This window comes from Nocardioides sp. S5 (assembly GCF_017310035.1).
Lineage (GTDB): Bacteria > Actinomycetota > Actinomycetes > Propionibacteriales > Nocardioidaceae > Nocardioides.
This window is the reverse complement of record NZ_CP022296.1, coordinates 3918501-3934592: the sequence shown is the minus strand read 5'-3', so window position 1 is coordinate 3934592 and position 16092 is coordinate 3918501. Positions and strand designations below refer to the sequence as shown.

Genomic DNA, 16092 nt, shown 5'->3' with positions numbered 1-16092 from the left:
CACTGATACGAGGACCGGACGAGCCGGGCTCCACGGACGCCGAGAAGGAACCTACCCGATGCCAGTCGTCAAACAGCGTTCCCGTCGGCGCTCCCCCCGACCCGAAATTCGGGGGGACGTATCCCCTTCAACCCTCGTCCCACGATGTGGACGACTTTTGGGGGGACGCTGTCTGACCTGCGAAAACGCGAGAGCCGCGGGAGCGCACCCCCTGCGTACCCCCTGCGGGGACCCCCTTCAGGAGGACGTCTGGGGGTACGCCCCGGCGTCACTCTTCGGCCAATGCTGCGCACCTGGTTGGCCAAGGAGGTCATCTCGATGAGCCCGATCCACATCCCGCCCGAATGGGACGACAACGACGTCCTCTACTTCGAGGAGTTCTGCACCTTCGTCCGCACCCCGCAACGCACCGCACGCGACTGGAAACGACGAGGCACCGGACCCCGCTGGTGGCGCATCAACGGCAACGGCCGCCTCTACACCACCGTCGCCGAGCTACGCCGCTTCCTCGCAGCCGGCCGCCGGCGCGAGTCTGGAGATGAGTAACACAGCCATGAACCAGCGTCGCTGATCGAGACCGCCATGTTGACGACCCTCACCGCCGAACAGGACGCCCGAGCCATCCGTGCGCTCGCGGTGTTCAAGGCGAAGCGCGAGGCGTTGAGAGCAGGCCTGCCGCTCCAGCAGCTCGACGTCGCCGCCTGGGTCGTCGACGTCGACAACGGGGACTCCAAGGTCGCTTGACCGCTGCTCGTCTCGGCCGTGTCTGAGACAATGGGAAACGGAAAGGAGGTGGGTCGTGGTCTTCCGAGGCGAGGTGCTCTCCATCGGAGCGCTACTCGAGCGCGCTCAGGCCGAGCCGGCCCACGAGCCGGCCCACGAGCCGGCCCGTCATGTCGGGGTCCGGCACACCGCCGCTGACAACGCGCTGCGCTGCGCCGAGTTGTTGGCTGCTGGCGAGTCGCTGGACGCGCGCTGGCGCTTCGGCGTCCTCCAGACCCTCGACGACTACACCTCAACCCTGCGTCGAGGCGGCGCTGCCCTCGCCGCACTGGTCTTCACCGCCGTCCCCGCGCCAACCGGATCGGACGAGATCGACGCCGCCTTCGCTGCCCTGGCAGACCACCTGGCCGAGCGTGACGGTTGGCTCGTGCCTGGTTGGGCGCTTGATCCGGCCCGGCGTGCCGACGGCTGGTACCCCGCCGTGCCGGACACCTGGAGAGCCGAGGCCAAGCGCGACAGTCCCCGCGCCTTCGCGCAGCGCGGCATCTTCATCACCGCACGGTCTCTGAACCGGGCATGAGCAGCGCGGCGCGACAACTCGACGCAGAGCAAGTCCTTGGCCTGCTCCACGAACTGTCGGAGCGCCTGGCGGCCGGTGGCGTGCAAGCACAGCTCTTCGTCGTGGGCGGGGCGGCCATGGCACTGGCCTACGACCAGGACCGTCTCACCCGCGACGTGGATGCCCTCTTTGTCCCTGCGCCGGAGGTGCGGGTCGCTGCTGGAGAGATCGGCGTCGTCCACGGCCTGGAGCCGGATTGGCTCAACGACGCCGCCAAGGGCTTCCTCCCAGGCCCCGACGAGCACCCGCAAACCGTGTTCGAGTCCGAGTCGCTGCTGGTGCAGGTCGCCTCGCCAGCGTATCTGCTGGCGATGAAACTCCATGCCTCCCGCGACGAGCGAGACCTTGACGATGCCGCGACCCTGTTCAACCGACTCGACTACACCACGGCACAGGAGGCAGTCGACCTGCTGAGCCACACCTATCCGCCAGGGCAACTGCTTCCACGCCACTACTACGTCGCCGAAGACGTCGCCCACCGGGCCGCCGCGCGGGCATCGATGCACGGCGCTGAAGTTGAGGCCGAGACGCCGGAGACTGGCGCTGTGCGACTGCGTCGCGCCATCGAGGACGAGCAGAGGCAAGCCCCGGGCAGTGGCCGCGCTCGCCTCAGTCCGCCCGAGCCACCCAGCATCGGCTTCTGACACCCCCTACAGCAGCTCGACTCGAACGCGTGGGTTGTCGATGTAGATGCGGGTGATGCCGAAGTCGCGTAGCAGTGCCTTCCGAAGCTCGGCCGGGACCTCCTCGTCGCTTAACCCGTCGACCAGCTCGGCGAACCTGTCGGCCACGGTCCCGGTGAACGGCACCACCTCGACCCTGCCGGCCTGGTCCAGCTCCTCGAGCGCGGTCCGGGCCTCGGAGGTGATCGCCTCCGTGTCGGCCTTGACCGCCGCGACGTCATCGTCATCGAGCAGCCCCTTGAGGGCGAGCCGCTTGGCATTGGCCCACTCCGCCTCGGCCTCCCTGATCCGGGCATGGAGCCGGTTGCGCTTCTTCTCCGCGTCCGCGTCAGCGGCGACGCCGCGCGTCACGTGCACCTCGACGGTCTTCCCGCCGCGGATCGGTTGCGAAGCGATGCCCTTGATGATGTTGTCGGCCAGGATCGTGTTGACCTTCTCGCAGGGGCTGTATCCGGCGCGCGGGATCATGCCCGGCCGCTTGCCGGGGCAATAGAACCGGATGCGCACGGTCTTGTGGCTGCGAGGGTTGTCGATCCGCGTGTACATCCGGTGCCCGCACCGCCCGCAAAACACGATCCCGTCCAGCACGTTCTCCGGGGTGGCCTTCTTGTCCCTGTTCTTCTGGCCGCGCGCCGAGAGCCTCCGCGCGTTGACCCGATCCCACAACTCCGAGTCGACGATCGCCCCCAATGGGGACTCGCGTATCACCCGGCCAGGGTCATCTTCGCCCCGCTGTTCCAGATACGGCTTACCGTTCTCATCCCGCAGCACCTGCTGGCGTCCCCAGATCAGCTCACCCTTGTAGAACGGGTTGTCCAGAATCCCGGCGATCGAGTTCGGCGGCCACGCATCCTTGCCCGTCTTGGTCGGCACACCCTCTCGCGTCAGCCGACGCGCGATCTCCTCCACCGACAGGCCCTCATCGGCCCAAGTGAACATCTGGACCAACCACGGGTACTCCTCGGGATGCAGCTCGGGCACGCCTGAGCGGACCTTGCGGCCATTGACGAACGCCGGCATCCCGGATGGCAACTCCACGCCCTCGATGACAAGCGGCTTCATCCGCACCCCATACGGCGGGCGCATCGCCACCGTCGACCCGGCAACCACCTTGGCCCGCAGGTTCCTGCGCGTACGTCGCCGGACCTTCAACACCTCCCCCTTGGCGTTGACCGCGCGCACGTCCGCGTCGTACATCGCGTCCTCGTCATGCGGGTCGATGAGTCCGATGTCCTCGGCTACCAGCGTGATCCCGAGACGCTTGCACAACGACGTGATCTTCTGGCGCTGACCCACGCCGGCCGTGATGCGTTCCAGCTCGTTGACCAACAGGTACCGCACATCGCGGCGAGCCTCCAGATAGTCGAACAACTCCTGAAGACCCGGCCGGTCGGTGAGCGTACGGGAGACGCCCTCGTCCGTGAACGTCTCCAGCAATGTGACCCCGTGATCGGCCGCGACCATCTCGTTGATCGCTCGCTGCTCAGCCGTCGAGCCCTGCTCCTCGGTCGAGTACCGCGTGTAGCCCACACCCAGCCGCGACGTCGTGCTTGCAGGGGTTCGTCGAGCGCTCATAGACTGAGCATAAACGGATTACGTACAAAAAACTCAGAAGCCGTCCCACTTCGGCTCGAAGCTCAGCCCGCCGTGCTTGGCCGGGTCCGGCACGCCGCTGACGCTCTTGGCGAGCATCGGCTGCACCGGTGGCATCACGGGGAGGTCCATGGTGCGAGCCTATGCCCGTGGGGGCTTCCTATGCTGGTGCGATGGACTCCCCGCCCGCTGTCGCGATCCGCCCGGGCGAGCGCTGGGGCGAGGTCGCGGTGAACCTGGGGCTGGCCGCGGCTGGAGTCCTGCTCGTCGCCGTCGCGACGCCGGAGCTCGACGGCACCCGTCCGGTCGGGTTGTGGCTGGTCGTGGTCTACACCTGCTGGGCCGTCGCGGTCACCGCCGTCCTCGCCGTCCTCGCCGCCGCGACCCGGCGGCATCCGACGCTGGCCCCCGCGACACTGGACGGCGCACCTGCGACGGTGCTGCACTCGGCTCGCGCACCGTGGTGGCACGCCGTGGCGCTCGACGCCGGCCTGGGCGTGCTCGGCCTCGCGCTGGCGGTGGCGGGTGTGCGTGCCGGTGGCGACTGGGCGCTGGTCGGCCTGGTGCCCGGAGCGGTCGGGCTCTGGTTCGCCGGCCGCATCGCCCTCGTCGTGCTGGGGCGGCGCCGCCGGCCGGCGCTGTGGCTCACCGACACCGAGCTGGTGGTCGACTCGCCGACCGGACGCGCCCGTGCCGCCCGCGCGGACGTGGTCGCGGCCCGTGGCCGCGGGCGCCGTCTGGTCGTGAGCCTCGCCCGCGACGCCGACGGCTCCTTCGCGCCCTGGCCGTGGCGTCGCTCGAGCGGCGCTCGTGACATCCTCGTCCTCGACTGCTCCGACACCGGCCACCGGGCGGGCGACCTCGCCGACTGGCTCGACGCGCAGGTCGTCGTCCGCCCCGGTCGGGAAGGTGCGTCACGTTTGGCTACCCGGCGAACGGGCAGACGTGCTTGAGCCCGGTCCCCGCCCGACGAACGGATGCCTGCGACATGAGTGACCCGACGGACGTCGACCCCCGGCCCCAGCTGCCGCCGGTCGTCTACGTGCCGACGACCGACGAGCCCGACGCCGCTGCACGGCGCGTGCTGATGCACCGCGTCGAGGACGGCCGCACGGCGCTCTACACCTACTCCGCGATCGACCGGCTGCACCGCTGGTACCTCCCCGACGCCCCCTGGCTGCTGTGCGACGTGCCCGCGCTCCAGCGCATCCACGAGCAGTCCCCCTACGACCTGCTCTTCCTCGACATCGACCCGGGCCTGCGCGACGACACGGGCGCCGACGCCGGATCGGCGGCGTCGTGAGCGGCGGCATCCACGTCGACCCGGCGACGCTCGGCTCCATCGCCGCGGCGTTCGACACCGCCGCCAGTGGGCTCGAGGGCCTCTCGGGGAGCGTGCCGCGCGGGATCGACGCGGGCCCGATGACGGCCGTGGTCGCGAGCATGCTCGGCCAGATCGTCACCAGCGCCGGCAACGTGTCGACCGCGCTGAGCGGATCGGCGGAGAACGTCAGGCTCGCGCGCAGCTACTACGAGCGCGCCGACGCCGACTCCTCGGCGGGGATGGACGACATCCGGCGGGCGATGGAGCCGTGAGCGTCGACACCGAGATCGAGGGCTCCCCGACCAGCGTCCGGCGCGCGGCGACGTGGCTGCGCACGAGTCTCGCGGCCGAGCTCACCGACGTTGCCGATGCTGCCAACGGTGCGCGCCGCGACGCCGAGATGCGCTGGGAGTCCACGGCCGGGTCGGAGTTCGTCGCCGTCGCTCGCGGGATCCGCGACTCCAGCGACGACCTCTCCACGGCGGCGACCACGATGGCCGGCGACCTCGACGACTTCGCCGAGAAGCTCCAGCGCGCCCAGGAGCAGATGGGGGACGTACGCACGCTCGCGCGCGGCGAGGGCCTCAGCGTGACCGGCTTCGTGGTGCAGCACCCCGGTGCGGGTCCGGCCCGCCCGCCGACGACCTTCGAGGGCACGCCGGAGGAGGTCGCCGACTACGAGGCACGCGTCGGGGACTACAACGACCACCAGAAGCTGCTGCGGGCCTACGACGCCGCTGCCACCGAGGCCGCCCGCATCGACCGCTACTACGCCACCGCCTGCCGCGAGCTGCAGGACCAGTACCTCCCCGGCACGCACGCCGCGTGGATCGTCACCCTCAGCGACATCGTGGGCGACAGCGCGGCCGGAGTCATCGGTGCCACGATCTCCCTCACGCAGTCGCGGTTGCTGACCTCGGCGACCGAGCTCGTCGAGGAGGCCGGCCGCGCGGTCGCCGACCTGCAGGCCAACCCCGAGCGCTACATGAAGCGCAAGTGGTTCTTCTTCCAGACCCTCGACGAGGCACGGCTCGAGGCCGATCGTCTGGCGGTCCAGGGCAAGCTCGACGAGGCAGAGGACCTGTTGCGACAGTCCCAGGAGGTCGCGGACTCCCGGACCCTGCGCTACCTCGGTCGCGCCGGCAAGATCCTCGGTCCGCTCGGCCTCGGGCTCGGCGCCTACAACGACTGGCAGGAGGGTGAGACCACCGAGCAGATCATCGTGTCGCAGGGAGTCTCCGCCGGGCTCGGCGCCGCGGCCGGCTTCGGTGCCAGTGTCGGGACCGCCGCCCTGATCGGGGCGACGGCAGGCTCGGTGGTGCCGGGCGTCGGCACCGCCGTCGGTGCCGTGGTTGGCACCGTCATCGGCGCCGGCGTCGCCATCTTCACTGACGGTGCCATCGACTCGCTGTTCGAGAACGGCCCCGACGTGGGCGAGGCGTGGAACGAGGGCGTCGACGCCCTGCAGGACACGGGGGAGGCAATCGTCGACGGCGTCTCGGGCGTCGGCGAGACGATCGGAGGGTGGTTCAGCTGATGGCACGTCGCAGGATCGGCACCGTGCAGGCAGGTTTCGCCCTGCTGGCAGGGCTGCTCGCCATCGGGCTCGGGGTGGGGCTCGTCATCGAGGTGGAGAGCGCCTTCGGGCGTGCCTGGGCGTCGGCCTTCGTCTTCTTCGGCGTGCTCTCCCTGCTCGGCGCCGTCGTCGCCAGCCGGGCGCCTGCACCGGGCTCCGTGCTCGCTCGCACGATCGGTGCCGCCACCCTCGGTCTGCTCGGGGCCTGGGCGGGGATCACCGGCGTCGTCGGAGCGGTCGAGGGGAGCTGGCTGTGGGGCGTGCTGCTCGGTGTCCCCGCGGTCTACCTGCTCGTCCAGGCAGTGCGCGTCTGGCGCAGCCCGAGGACCTGACGACCAACGCCCGCCGCGGCGCTCAGTCCTCGCCGCGCAGCGAGAACGACCGCAGCCGGTCGCCGGCGAACCACACGCCGACGAGCGTCACCACGGCACTGGCGCCGATCGCCCACGGCAGGTTGGCCGGGTCGGGCAGCTGGTCGGAGAGCTCGTGGCCGATGCGCAGGCCCCACTGGCCGATGCTGAGCCAGGCCACGCCCGTGAAGAGGTTGCCGAGCAGGCTCTCCCAGATCAGCACGAACATCAGCGACGCGATGACGGCGTGGCGGGTGACGGCCGAGATGGCGAGGAAGAGCGCCGAGTACGCCGTCCCCGCGACGGCCGCGCCGATGAACAGCGCGGTCGCCCGGGTGCCGTCGCCGGTGATGAGCGCGGCGACGAGGATCGGCATCGCGCCGGCCACCAGCGTCGCGGAGAGCGCGACCAGCCACTTGCTGATCGCGATGCCGTAGCGGTTCACCGGCTTGGACAGCAGGTAGGCGATCGAGCCGTCGTCGACCTCCGGGCCCAGCACCGAGGAGGCCGCGAGGATCGCGACGAGCGGCAGCACGAGCGGATAGCCCAGCCCGGGCAGGATCTCGTAGGCGGCGTCGCCGTCGGTGAGGGCGGTGACCAGCGCGACGAGCCCGATCAGCAGGACCGGGAAGGCCAGCAGCAGGAAGAAGCGCCGCCGGCCCAGCAGGGCCTGGAGCGCGAGCTTGGCGATGGTGGGGTTGAACACTGCGGAGGTCATCGGGCCACCAGGTAGGCGAAGACGCTCTCCAGCGACTCGTCGCTGGGGGAGAGCTCGAAGATGGTCAGGTCGTGCTGCCGGGCCAGGCCGGGCAGGCCCACGGCGAAGCTGCCCAGGTCGTCGACCTGGACGTCGAGGTGCTCGCCGCGCAGGCTCACCGCACGCACGGACTCCTGCGCCATGAGCAGGGTGGCGAGCGTGCGGTTGTCGCTGGACTGGACGGCGTACTGCACGGGGCGGTCGGTCATCAGCCGGCGGATCGCACCGAAGTCGCCCGAGGCGGCGTGGCGCCCGGAGACCACGACCTCGATGTGGCGGGCCAGGCGCTCGACCTCCTCGAGGATGTGGGAGCTGAAGAGCACGGTGCGGCCCTCGTCGCCCAGACGACGCAGCAGGTCCATCAGGTGCATCCGCTGGCGCGGGTCGACGCCGTTGAACGGCTCGTCGAGCAGCAGCACCGACGGGTCGTGGACCAGTGCGGCGGCGATCTTGACGCGCTGGCGCATGCCCTTGGAGTAGGTGTCGAGGCGGCGCTGGGCCGGCTCGACCATGTCGACGACCTCGAGGATCCGCTCGGTCGCGGTGGCCGCGTCGGGCAGGCGGTGCAGGTCGGCGTTGGCGCGCACGAACTGGCGACCGGTGAGGTAGCCGAAGCTGAGCTCGCGCTCGGGCACCAGCCCGATGCGGCGGTAGACGTCGGTGTTGCGCCAGACCGGCTGGCCGTCGAGCGTGACGTGCCCGGACGACGGCGCCAGGAATCCCGACATCATCGCCATCAGGGTGGTCTTGCCGGCGCCGTTGGGGCCGAGGAGGCCGGTGACGCCGGGGCCGACCGTGAGCGAGACGTCGTTGACCGCCACGACGTTGCCGAACCAGCGCGAGGCCGAGTCCAGGACCAGGGTGCTCATCGCGAGCCCACCTTCCGGAAGCGGGCGACCAGCCCGAGCAGGCAGCCGCCGCTCAGCAGGAGCGCCACCAGGACGTAGGCCGGGACCCAGGCGCCGTCGACGGGCACCTGCGTGGTGATCCCGGCGTCCCAGGCATTCGCCAACCCGCTGTAGAGCGACCAGGGGGAGGCCAGGCCGACGCCGACGGAGGCGGAGTCGGCACCCTCGCTGGCCGAGATGGCCTGGACCGCGGTGACCACCCCGGTGAGGACGATCAGGGCCATCACCGAGCCGACGACGGCGAAGCCGCGACGCAGCGACACCGAGGAGATGACGCCGGTGATGCCGGCGACGAGCGCCGCCAGCCCCGCCTGGAGCACCACCGCCTTGAGCATCCCGGTGACCTGGTCGCTCGTGTCGAGGCCGGCCAGCAGTGCACCGACGAGGAGCAGGACCGTCGGCACCAGGGTGAAGGCCCAGAGCGCGACGGTCATCGACAGCCAGCGCACGAGCGCGAAGGCGGTCGCGCCGAGGGGACGGGCGAGGTAGAGCACGATCGAGCGGTGGCGCAGGTCGCGGGAGAAGAGCACCGGCGCCTGCGAGGCGGCGAAGAGACTGACGAGCAGCTGGGTCTGGTTGGTGTAGTCGGCGTAGGACACCGGCAGCGACGTGGCGGGGGTGAGGACGAGGACCCCGACGACGATCGTGGCCGGCAGCACCGACATCGCGAGCAGCAGGAACGGCATGACCTTCGACTTGCCCGAGCGCCCCAGGCCGTACGCGTGGCGCAGGCCGGTGGTGAAGAGCGTGCGGGCGATCGTCGCGGAGCCGTCGCGCGGCCCGTCGTAGCGGCGGTAGCCGAGGTCGTGGATGACTCCGGTGCGGGGACTCTCGGTCGGGATCTCAGGCATGGGTTGCACCCTCCTGGAGGAAGACGTCCTCGAGGTGGCCGCGGTCGGGCTGCAGCCGCATCAGGCCGAGGCCGAGCTCGGCGGCGACGTCGCGGATCAGGTCGTGCGCCGCGCCCTCGCGGGCGAGCTCGGGTGGGGGCGGGTCGATCGAGACCATGGGGCCACGCGGCCGGCAGGTGAGGCCGCGCCGTGCGAGCGCCTCGCCCAGCCGGTCGCGCTCGGTCTCGGTGCCGACGACCTCCACCAGCAGGCTGCCGGTGCGCTGGAGGAAGTCGCCGGTCGCGCTGGAGCGAAGGAGGTGGCCGCCGTCGAGCACGATCACGTGGTCACTGACCTGCTCGAGCTCGCCGAGCAGGTGGGAGGTGACGAGGACGGCGATGCCGAAGTCGCTGCCGATGCGCTCCACCAGACGCAGCATGTCGGTGCGGGCCGCCGGGTCGAGGCCGTTGGTGGGCTCGTCGAGGAACACCAGCTGCGGGTCGTGGGCGAGGGCCTGGGCGAGCTTGGCGCGCTGCTTCATGCCGGTGGAGTAGCCGCCCATCGGCCGGTAGCGCTCCTCGTCGAGGCCCACGTGGCGCAGCACGTCTGCGGCGCGCTCGCGGGCCGCGCTCGACCCGAGGCCGGACATCCGGGCCATGTGGACCACGAAGTCGCTCGCGCTGACGTCGGGCGGCAGGCAGTCGTGCTCGGGCATGTAGCCGACGAGCCGGCGGATCTCCTGCCCGCCCTGCTCGATGTCGTGGCCCAGCACGCTCGCATGTCCGCCGGTCGGCTCGAGGAGCCCCAGCAGGATCTTGATGAGCGTCGACTTGCCGGCACCGTTGGCGCCGACGAGGCCGGTCACGCCCGCGCCGACCGCGACCGTGAGGTCGGTCAGCGCGTGGACCGTCCCGTAGTGCTTGGTGAGTCCTGCGGTCGTGATGACCTGCAGCGCTCCTTGGTGCACCACTCCCGCGTGTCCTGCGTGTTCCCCCGTCACACCGGCCACGCTAGCGGTCGGGACCGACCCCCGGCATCAGGGATGGCCCCGAGACGTGTGGAGGTGTGGTGAAGATCGGTTCAGCCGCCGAAGCGACCGTCCGCGCTCCACGCCACGCACGCGACCTGCCACCGCGTCTCGTCGGTGCCCAGGTCCCGCATCCGCTCGATGCCGCCGTCCAGATAGGGGCGCAGCTCCACGCCCGAGCCCGCCGGCAGCGCGTCGACGTACGCCTCGAAGCGCTCGCGGCACACGCCCTCGGCCTCGTCCACCGCCTCGCGGGCCGCCTCGTCGCCGTCGCTGCCGTAGGTGCTGAAGTTGTCGGTCCACACGACCTCGGAGTCGTGCGGCTCGTCGCAGTCGAGGACGGTCACGTCCTGGCTCGCGTCGTAGGTCGGACCGACGTCGAAGCAGTCGCCCGTGTCGAGCTGGTGGACGCGCGAGCGCTCGCCCACGTCGGTGGAGCTGATCGGGTTCTCGCCCGTGACCTCGGTGGCGACCGCGACGAACCCGGCCAGGCCGATCGCCACCGCGAAGAACGCCAGCGACGCCACGACGGGACCTTTCATCCGGCCATGCAACACCCCGGCGGTCGGGCTGTCCTCACACCTGCGGGGGACGTCATGGGATCTGGCGGTTCGGACCGCCGGTTCTCATGACGTCCCGTCCGCGCCCTAGGCTTGACCTGACTTTCCCCGGTTGGTCTGCCGGGCACCTGGCAGCCCCGCCCGAGGCGGGCCCTAGGCTTGGACGCCTATCCCCGGTTGGTCTGCCGGCAGGGCCCGCCTGACTTTGAATCAGGACTAGCGACGTAGGTTCGACTCCTACCCGGGGAGCCAGCTCGTCCGTGCCGCCTCGGCCCGCCCCGGTAGCGTCGTGCCATGACCGTCTCCGAGCTCGTCGGCGTGTACGACGCGGACGGTGGGCTGCTCGGGGAGGCGGCGTACGTCTGGGGCAAGGTGCGCGGCACCCGCCACTGCGGGCTGTGCGACATCAAACACTCCACGGTGCGTCGCAAGGCCGAGTGGGACCGGATGGTCGCGCGCCTGCCGGTGCCGGTGCGCCTGCTCCACCTCAACGAGCTCGAGGACGACCTGCGCGCGGCCGTCGCCGCGACGCGGGCGCCGGTGGTGCTGGCGCGCGAGGCAGGCGGCTGGCGCGAGCTGATCGGTGCGACCGAGATGGACGAGATGGCGGGCTCGGTCGACGCCTTCGAGGCCGCCGCGCTGGGCCGCCTCGACGAGGAGGCCACCGCGTGACGACGTGGGCGCCGACGCTCTCCTGGTGCGCGCTGGTCGTGGTCTTCGCCGCGATGTCGAACGTCTGGAACGGCCACGAGCCGGGCTGGTACGCCTCGCTGGCGCGCCCGTCCTTCCAGCCGCCCGACATCGTCTTCGGCCTGATGTGGCCGTTGAACTTCCTGCTGCTCCTCGTCGTCGGCGCGACGACGGTCCGCACCGCACCGCCGGGTGCCGCCTGGGCGGCGACCGGGGTGCTCGCCGTGTCGGTCGCGCTGGCACTGGGGTGGGCCTACCTCTTCTACGTCCCGCACAGCCTCGTCGGTGCCGCGGCGTGCCTGGCCGGGGCCGCCGTGCTGACGTGGGTGCTGCTCGCCGTCGTGGCCCGGATCGAGGTGTGGGGTGCCCTCGCGCTGGTGCCGTACGCCCTCTGGCTCTCGGTGGCGACCGCGCTGTCGGTGGCCTACGCCAGGCTGAGCTGAGCGGGCTTCGGGGATGCAGACGTACGACGACCTGCTGGCGCGGGTGCGCTCCCTGGCCGAGACGTCCGAGGCGGTCCCCGTCGTCGGGATCAGCGGTCACGGCGGTGCGGGCAAGTCGACGCTCGCGGCCAGGCTGGGTGCCGACCTCGGCCTCCACGAGGACCAGGTCGTGCCGACCGACTGCTTCTACGCCCCCACCTGCGGCCCGGGCGCCGGGCTGTGGGAGCAGCACGACTGGGTTGCGATCGAGGCACTGCTGGCCCGCGCACGCCGGCTGCCGCGACCCGAGCGGCTGCGCTTCGACTACCGGTGGTGGACCGGGCAGACCGGGGTGGAGGACCACCCGATGCCGCCGGTGCTCGTCGTCGAGGGCATCCGCCTCCTCGCCGACCGCACGCGCGACTGGTTCGACCTCGCCGTGTGGATCGACCTCGACCCGGACACCGCCGGCGCGCGCGCCAAGGCCCGCAACCTCGCCCAGGGCGACGACCGGGCCGAGCTCGACCTCTGGGACACCAAGTGGATCCCGGAGGGCCACGACTACGCGCGGCTCGAGCGTCCCGACACCCGCGCGGACGTGGTGCTGCGGGCAGAGGGCCTGGACGTCCGCGGGACCTAGGACCCTGTCGACGTCCGGGCGAGGCGGCGAGACTCGGGGGAGAGACCCGAGGAGACCGCGATGGACCACGCGCCACCCCCGCCCAGCCCCGCGACCGTGCGGGTCGTCGTCGAGGACGTCTGCGACCTCGAGGAGCGCGTCAGTGCCGCGGCACGGCGAGCCCGCGAGTGCCACCGGGCCGTGGAGCTCGTCGAGCCCTTCGTCGCCGAGTGCGACCACGCAGCCCGCGCGGAGCTGATCCGGCGCATGGACACCGCCCTGGCGACCGCGCGTCGTGCAGCACCCGGGGTGGAGGTCCGCGTGGGCGGCGCGATCGAGCTGCCCCGGCCGCGGGACCCCCGATGAGCGGCCTGCTCGAGGTGCCGGTGGTGCCGGTCGCGCTCGCGCGCCTGTCCACCCTGCTGCCGCCGGAGCGGGTGCGGCGCGTCGAGGAGTACGCCGCCGCTGCCCGTCGGCTGCTCGACGGCCGCACCCTGTGGAACGTCAGCTCGACCGCACGCGGCGGCGGCGTCGCGGAGATGCTGCACACCCTCGTCGCCTACGCGGCCGGCACCGGCATCGACATCCGCTGGCTCGTCATCGGCGGGGACCCCGGCTTCTTCGCCGTCACCAAGCGGATCCACAACCGGCTGCACGGCGTCCCCGGCGACGACGGTGCGCTCGACGCCGACGCGCGGGCGACGTACGACGCCACGCTGGCGCGCCACCGCGACGAGCTCGTCCGCCGCGTGCAGCCCGGCGACGTCGTGCTGCTCCACGACCCCCAGACCGCCGGCCTCGCCGGGGCGCTGCGCGAGCGGGGGGCGTACGTCGTGTGGCGCTGCCACGTGGGGCTCGACGAGACCAACGAGTGGACGCAGGAGGCGTGGGAGTTCCTGCACCCGCTGGTCGAGCCGGTGCACGCCTGCGTCTTCTCACGGGAGGAGTTCGCCCCCGGATGGGTCGACCGGCGCTGGCTGCGGGTCATCCCGCCCTCGCTGGACCCGTTCAGCCCCAAGAACGTCGAGCTGTCCGCCGAGGAGGTGGAGGAGCTGGTGCACCGCCCCGGGATGGTGGTCGAGGGGACCGCGCTGCCGCGCGATGCCCGCATCGTCCTGCAGGTCAGCCGCTGGGACCGCCTCAAGGACATGGCCGGCGTGCTGGAGGCCTTCGCCGCGCACCTCGACGACCTCCCGCGCGACGTGCACCTCGTGCTCGCCGGACCAGAGGCGCGCGGAGTGGCCGACGACCCCGAGGCCGCCGAGGTGCTCGCCGAGTGCCGCGGGCAGTGGCGGGCGCTGCCGGAGCAGGCACGCGCGCGGACCCACCTCGTCTCGGTCCCGATGGACGACCTCGTCGACAACGCGCGGGTCGTCAACGCCCTCCAGCGCTGGGCCACCGTCGTGGTGCAGAAGAGCCTCGCGGAGGGATTCGGGCTCACCGTGACGGAACCGATGTGGAAGGCCAGGCCGGTCGTCGCGTCTTCCGTCGGCGGCATCCGCGACCAGGTCGAGCACGGCGTCAGTGGCCTGCTCCTCGACGACCCTCGCGACGGCGCCGCGCTGGTCGCGGCGCTGGCGTCGCTGCTCGCCGACCCGGAGCGGTGCGGGGACCTGGGGCGCGCCGCCCACCTGCGCGTGCGCGACCACTACCTCGCCGACCGCCACCTCATCCAGTACGTCGACCTCTTCACGCAGCTGCTCGACGCGGAGACCGCGCCGGAGGTCGCTCAGCGCTGACCGGTCGCGGCGCGGTAGGCGTCGAGCGCGGTCGGCAGCGTGGGGAAGACGTGCTCGGCCCCGATCCGCTCCAGCAGCCCGCTCGGCTCGAGGGCCTCGCGCTGCTCCTGCTTGAGCCGCGCCAGCGCCAGCACGACGCCCCGCGCCTCGAGCTCCGCACGCAGCGTCTCGAGGGCGTCGGCGCCGGTGAGGTCGACCTCGCCGATGGCCTCGGTGTTGAGCACCACCCAGTGCGGTGCGTACGCCTCCACCGACTCCCGGACGCGGCTGAGGAAGTTGTCGGCGTTGGCGAAGAACAGGGGCGCGTCGTAGCGGTAGACGAGCAGGCCGGGCACGGGCACGGCGTCGGCGTAGTCGTCGACGTCGTGCATGCCCGCCAGGTCCGGGACCAGACCCTCGACCGCGTCGTGCGGCCGAGCGACCCGGCGGATCACGTCGACGAGCGAGAGGCTCACCGCCACCAGCACGCCCTGGAGCACGCCGAGGACCAGCACGCCGGCCGTCGTGGCCAGCGCGATCAACAGCTCGGTGCGCCGGTAGCGCGCGATCCGGACGAACTCCGCGACGTCGACCAGGCGCAGCCCGGCGTAGACCACCACCGCGGCGAGCGCGGCGTCGGGGAAGCGGGCCAGGACCGGTCGCAGCGCGACGACCAGGACCAGCGCGGCAGCCAGCGTCGACAGGCCGGCCCAGCGCGACCGCCCGCCCACCGCGTCGACGATCGCCGTCCGGCTGCCGGAGCTGCTCACCGGGAAGCCGTGCACCACACCCGCGGCGACGTTCGCCGCCCCCAGCGCCAGCAGCTCGCGGCGCGCGTCGATGCGGTCGCCGTGGCGTACGCCGAAGGCCCGGGCGGTGAGCACGTTGTCGGTGAAGCCGACGACGGCGATCGCGAGCGCGGTCGTCAGCAGCGCCCACGACCCCACCGACGCGACCGACGGCAGACCCACCGACGGCAGCGCGAAGGGGAGGGAACCGACCACGGCCACGCCGTCGTCGGACAACCCGGCCAGGGCCACGCCGAGGGCCGCCAGGAGCATGCCGACCAGCGGCACCGGACCGGTGGGCCACAGCCGGGCGCCGGCGAGCAGCAGCGCGAGGGTGCCGAGGCACACCGCCAGGGTCGGGACGTGCACGGCGGCCGGGTGCTGGAGCAACCACCACGTCTGGGCCAGCACCGTGCCGTCAGGGACGTCCGCCCCGCTCCCGCGTGCGGTCTGCGAGAGGACCATGAGCCCGGCGATGCCGGCCATGTAGCCGACCAGCACCGGCTTGGAGAGCAGGTCGGCCAGGAACGCGAGGCCGCCGGCCCACGCGAGGAGGCACACCGCCCCGACCGCCAGCGCCAGCACCGCCGCCGCGTCCTGCGCCGACTCGCCGGTCACGGTGACGCTCGCCAGGGCGGCGCCCGTCATCAGCGCGGTGGTCGACTCCGGTCCGACCGACAGCTGCGGCGAGGAGCCGAGGAGGAAGTAGACGGCGAGGGCGACGAAGGCCGCCCAGAGGCCGGCGGCCGGGGGCACGCGGGCCAGCCCGGAGTACGCCAGGACCTGGGGCACGAGGTAGGCAGCGACGGTGATGCCGGCCACCACGTCACCACGCAGTGCCCTCCGCCCCGGAGGACGGAGGCTCACCGACCACGACATGGCGACCAGTCGACCGCAGGCCGGCC

21 protein-coding genes and 1 tRNA gene are annotated in these 16092 nt (G+C 72.0%); 15 read left to right on the top strand and 7 right to left on the bottom strand.

The features are described from left to right. Positions 1-282 precede the first annotated feature (282 nt). Genes CFI00_RS19455 through CFI00_RS19440 form a run of 4 tightly spaced genes read left to right on the top strand, consistent with a single transcriptional unit; the run spans position 283 to position 1986 of the window. The gene (locus CFI00_RS19455; RefSeq protein ID WP_207082624.1) at positions 283-546 is read left to right on the top strand and encodes a hypothetical protein; all 264 of its coding nucleotides are present in this window, start codon (positions 283-285) and stop codon (positions 544-546) included. 36 nt (positions 547-582) lie between these two features. Continuing rightward, complete coding sequence (locus CFI00_RS19450) at positions 583-744, top strand: hypothetical protein (protein ID WP_207082623.1); 162 nt, start codon at positions 583-585, stop codon at positions 742-744. A 55-nt stretch (positions 745-799) separates the two neighbouring features. Further along, complete coding sequence (locus CFI00_RS19445; RefSeq protein ID WP_207082622.1) at positions 800-1303, top strand: hypothetical protein; 504 nt, start codon at positions 800-802, stop codon at positions 1301-1303. Then, positions 1300-1986, top strand: a complete 687-nt coding sequence (locus tag CFI00_RS19440; protein ID WP_207082621.1) for a DUF6036 family nucleotidyltransferase — start codon at positions 1300-1302, stop codon at positions 1984-1986. The genes CFI00_RS19445 and CFI00_RS19440 overlap by 4 nt, the downstream gene beginning before the upstream one ends. 6 nt (positions 1987-1992) lie before the next feature. Here the strand turns inward: CFI00_RS19440 and CFI00_RS19435 are convergent, their stop codons facing one another. Then, positions 1993-3600: a recombinase family protein gene (locus tag CFI00_RS19435; protein ID WP_207082620.1), complete on the bottom strand. Its 1608-nt coding sequence runs from the start codon at positions 3598-3600 to the stop codon at positions 1993-1995. 191 nt (positions 3601-3791) lie between these two features. Between CFI00_RS19435 and CFI00_RS19430 the strand changes: the two genes are divergently transcribed. From CFI00_RS19430 to CFI00_RS19410, 5 genes are read left to right on the top strand one after another with little or no spacing between them, the layout of a single operon-like run. Beyond that, positions 3792-4571 (top strand): hypothetical protein, encoded by a 780-nt coding sequence (locus CFI00_RS19430; protein WP_207082619.1) that lies wholly within the window; start codon positions 3792-3794, stop codon positions 4569-4571. Positions 4572-4606: 35 nt separating this feature from the next. Continuing rightward, positions 4607-4921 (top strand): SAV_915 family protein, encoded by a 315-nt coding sequence (locus tag CFI00_RS19425; RefSeq protein WP_207082618.1) that lies wholly within the window; start codon positions 4607-4609, stop codon positions 4919-4921. Beyond that, positions 4918-5214, top strand: coding sequence for a type VII secretion target (locus CFI00_RS19420; protein WP_207082617.1), 297 nt, complete (start codon positions 4918-4920; stop codon positions 5212-5214). The genes CFI00_RS19425 and CFI00_RS19420 overlap by 4 nt, the downstream gene beginning before the upstream one ends. Beyond that, complete coding sequence (locus tag CFI00_RS19415) at positions 5211-6479, top strand: hypothetical protein (protein WP_207082616.1); 1269 nt, start codon at positions 5211-5213, stop codon at positions 6477-6479. The genes CFI00_RS19420 and CFI00_RS19415 overlap by 4 nt, the downstream gene beginning before the upstream one ends. Beyond that, on the top strand, positions 6479-6850 hold the full coding sequence (locus CFI00_RS19410; RefSeq protein WP_207082615.1) for a hypothetical protein: 372 nt from the start codon (positions 6479-6481) through the stop codon (positions 6848-6850). Before CFI00_RS19415 ends, CFI00_RS19410 begins: the two co-directional genes overlap by 1 nt. A gap of 22 nt (positions 6851-6872) precedes the next feature. Here the strand turns inward: CFI00_RS19410 and CFI00_RS19405 are convergent, their stop codons facing one another. The 5 genes from CFI00_RS19405 to CFI00_RS19385 all read right to left on the bottom strand — a co-directional run bounded on the left by CFI00_RS19405 (position 6873) and on the right by CFI00_RS19385 (position 10932). Then, entirely contained in the window at positions 6873-7586 is a 714-nt protein-coding gene (locus CFI00_RS19405) for an ABC transporter permease subunit (RefSeq protein WP_207082614.1), read from the bottom strand. Continuing rightward, the gene (locus CFI00_RS19400) at positions 7583-8494 is read right to left on the bottom strand and encodes an ABC transporter ATP-binding protein (protein ID WP_207082613.1); all 912 of its coding nucleotides are present in this window, start codon (positions 8492-8494) and stop codon (positions 7583-7585) included. Before CFI00_RS19400 ends, CFI00_RS19405 begins: the two co-directional genes overlap by 4 nt. Continuing rightward, positions 8491-9384 (bottom strand): ABC transporter permease, encoded by an 894-nt coding sequence (locus CFI00_RS19395; RefSeq protein ID WP_207082612.1) that lies wholly within the window; start codon positions 9382-9384, stop codon positions 8491-8493. The genes CFI00_RS19400 and CFI00_RS19395 overlap by 4 nt, the downstream gene beginning before the upstream one ends. Then, a complete protein-coding gene (locus CFI00_RS19390; protein ID WP_242532514.1) occupies positions 9377-10363 on the bottom strand; it encodes an ABC transporter ATP-binding protein in 987 nt (328 codons plus the stop codon). The genes CFI00_RS19395 and CFI00_RS19390 overlap by 8 nt, the downstream gene beginning before the upstream one ends. A gap of 80 nt (positions 10364-10443) precedes the next feature. Further along, complete coding sequence (locus CFI00_RS19385) at positions 10444-10932, bottom strand: septum formation family protein (protein ID WP_207082611.1); 489 nt, start codon at positions 10930-10932, stop codon at positions 10444-10446. Positions 10933-11120: 188 nt separating this feature from the next. On the opposite strand from CFI00_RS19385, the gene CFI00_RS19380 reads away from it, so the two are divergent. The 6 genes from CFI00_RS19380 (at position 11121) to CFI00_RS19355 (ending at position 14420) form a co-directional block, all read left to right on the top strand. Continuing rightward, a tRNA-Gln gene (locus CFI00_RS19380) sits at positions 11121-11202 on the top strand. A gap of 42 nt (positions 11203-11244) precedes the next feature. Further along, complete coding sequence (locus CFI00_RS19375) at positions 11245-11622, top strand: hypothetical protein (protein WP_207082610.1); 378 nt, start codon at positions 11245-11247, stop codon at positions 11620-11622. Then, the gene (locus CFI00_RS19370) at positions 11619-12083 is read left to right on the top strand and encodes a TspO/MBR family protein (RefSeq protein ID WP_207082609.1); all 465 of its coding nucleotides are present in this window, start codon (positions 11619-11621) and stop codon (positions 12081-12083) included. The genes CFI00_RS19375 and CFI00_RS19370 overlap by 4 nt, the downstream gene beginning before the upstream one ends. 13 nt (positions 12084-12096) lie before the next feature. Then, positions 12097-12702, top strand: coding sequence for a hypothetical protein (locus tag CFI00_RS19365; RefSeq protein ID WP_207082608.1), 606 nt, complete (start codon positions 12097-12099; stop codon positions 12700-12702). A 60-nt stretch (positions 12703-12762) separates the two neighbouring features. Then, positions 12763-13047 carry a hypothetical protein gene (locus CFI00_RS19360; RefSeq protein WP_207082607.1) on the top strand — a complete coding sequence of 95 codons (285 nt, stop codon included), beginning with the start codon at positions 12763-12765 and terminating at the stop codon, positions 13045-13047. Continuing rightward, positions 13044-14420 carry a glycosyltransferase gene (locus CFI00_RS19355; protein WP_207082606.1) on the top strand — a complete coding sequence of 459 codons (1377 nt, stop codon included), beginning with the start codon at positions 13044-13046 and terminating at the stop codon, positions 14418-14420. The genes CFI00_RS19360 and CFI00_RS19355 overlap by 4 nt, the downstream gene beginning before the upstream one ends. Here the strand turns inward: CFI00_RS19355 and CFI00_RS19350 are convergent. Then, the gene (locus CFI00_RS19350) at positions 14411-16054 is read right to left on the bottom strand and encodes a SulP family inorganic anion transporter (RefSeq protein WP_242532513.1); all 1644 of its coding nucleotides are present in this window, start codon (positions 16052-16054) and stop codon (positions 14411-14413) included. The genes CFI00_RS19355 and CFI00_RS19350 overlap by 10 nt on opposite strands. Between the last annotated feature and the right edge of the window lie 38 nt (positions 16055-16092).

Excerpts from the sequence above, each read along its gene's own strand:
- CFI00_RS19455 (WP_207082624.1), top strand. The coding sequence starts at position 283 with ATGCTGCGCACCTGGTTGGCCAAGGAGGTCATCTCGATGAGCCCGATC.
- CFI00_RS19450 (WP_207082623.1), top strand. The coding sequence starts at position 583 with ATGTTGACGACCCTCACCGCCGAACAGGACGCCCGAGCCATCCGTGCG.
- CFI00_RS19440 (WP_207082621.1), top strand. The coding sequence starts at position 1,300 with ATGAGCAGCGCGGCGCGACAACTCGACGCAGAGCAAGTCCTTGGCCTG.
- CFI00_RS19435 (WP_207082620.1), bottom strand. The coding sequence starts at position 3,600 with ATGAGCGCTCGACGAACCCCTGCAAGCACGACGTCGCGGCTGGGTGTG.
- CFI00_RS19430 (WP_207082619.1), top strand. The coding sequence starts at position 3,792 with ATGGACTCCCCGCCCGCTGTCGCGATCCGCCCGGGCGAGCGCTGGGGC.
- CFI00_RS19425 (WP_207082618.1), top strand. The coding sequence starts at position 4,607 with ATGAGTGACCCGACGGACGTCGACCCCCGGCCCCAGCTGCCGCCGGTC.
- CFI00_RS19410 (WP_207082615.1), top strand. The coding sequence starts at position 6,479 with ATGGCACGTCGCAGGATCGGCACCGTGCAGGCAGGTTTCGCCCTGCTG.
- CFI00_RS19405 (WP_207082614.1), bottom strand. The coding sequence starts at position 7,586 with ATGACCTCCGCAGTGTTCAACCCCACCATCGCCAAGCTCGCGCTCCAG.
- CFI00_RS19400 (WP_207082613.1), bottom strand. The coding sequence starts at position 8,494 with ATGAGCACCCTGGTCCTGGACTCGGCCTCGCGCTGGTTCGGCAACGTC.
- CFI00_RS19395 (WP_207082612.1), bottom strand. The coding sequence starts at position 9,384 with ATGCCTGAGATCCCGACCGAGAGTCCCCGCACCGGAGTCATCCACGAC.
- CFI00_RS19385 (WP_207082611.1), bottom strand. The coding sequence starts at position 10,932 with ATGAAAGGTCCCGTCGTGGCGTCGCTGGCGTTCTTCGCGGTGGCGATC.
- CFI00_RS19375 (WP_207082610.1), top strand. The coding sequence starts at position 11,245 with ATGACCGTCTCCGAGCTCGTCGGCGTGTACGACGCGGACGGTGGGCTG.
- CFI00_RS19365 (WP_207082608.1), top strand. The coding sequence starts at position 12,097 with ATGCAGACGTACGACGACCTGCTGGCGCGGGTGCGCTCCCTGGCCGAG.
- CFI00_RS19360 (WP_207082607.1), top strand. The coding sequence starts at position 12,763 with ATGGACCACGCGCCACCCCCGCCCAGCCCCGCGACCGTGCGGGTCGTC.
- CFI00_RS19355 (WP_207082606.1), top strand. The coding sequence starts at position 13,044 with ATGAGCGGCCTGCTCGAGGTGCCGGTGGTGCCGGTCGCGCTCGCGCGC.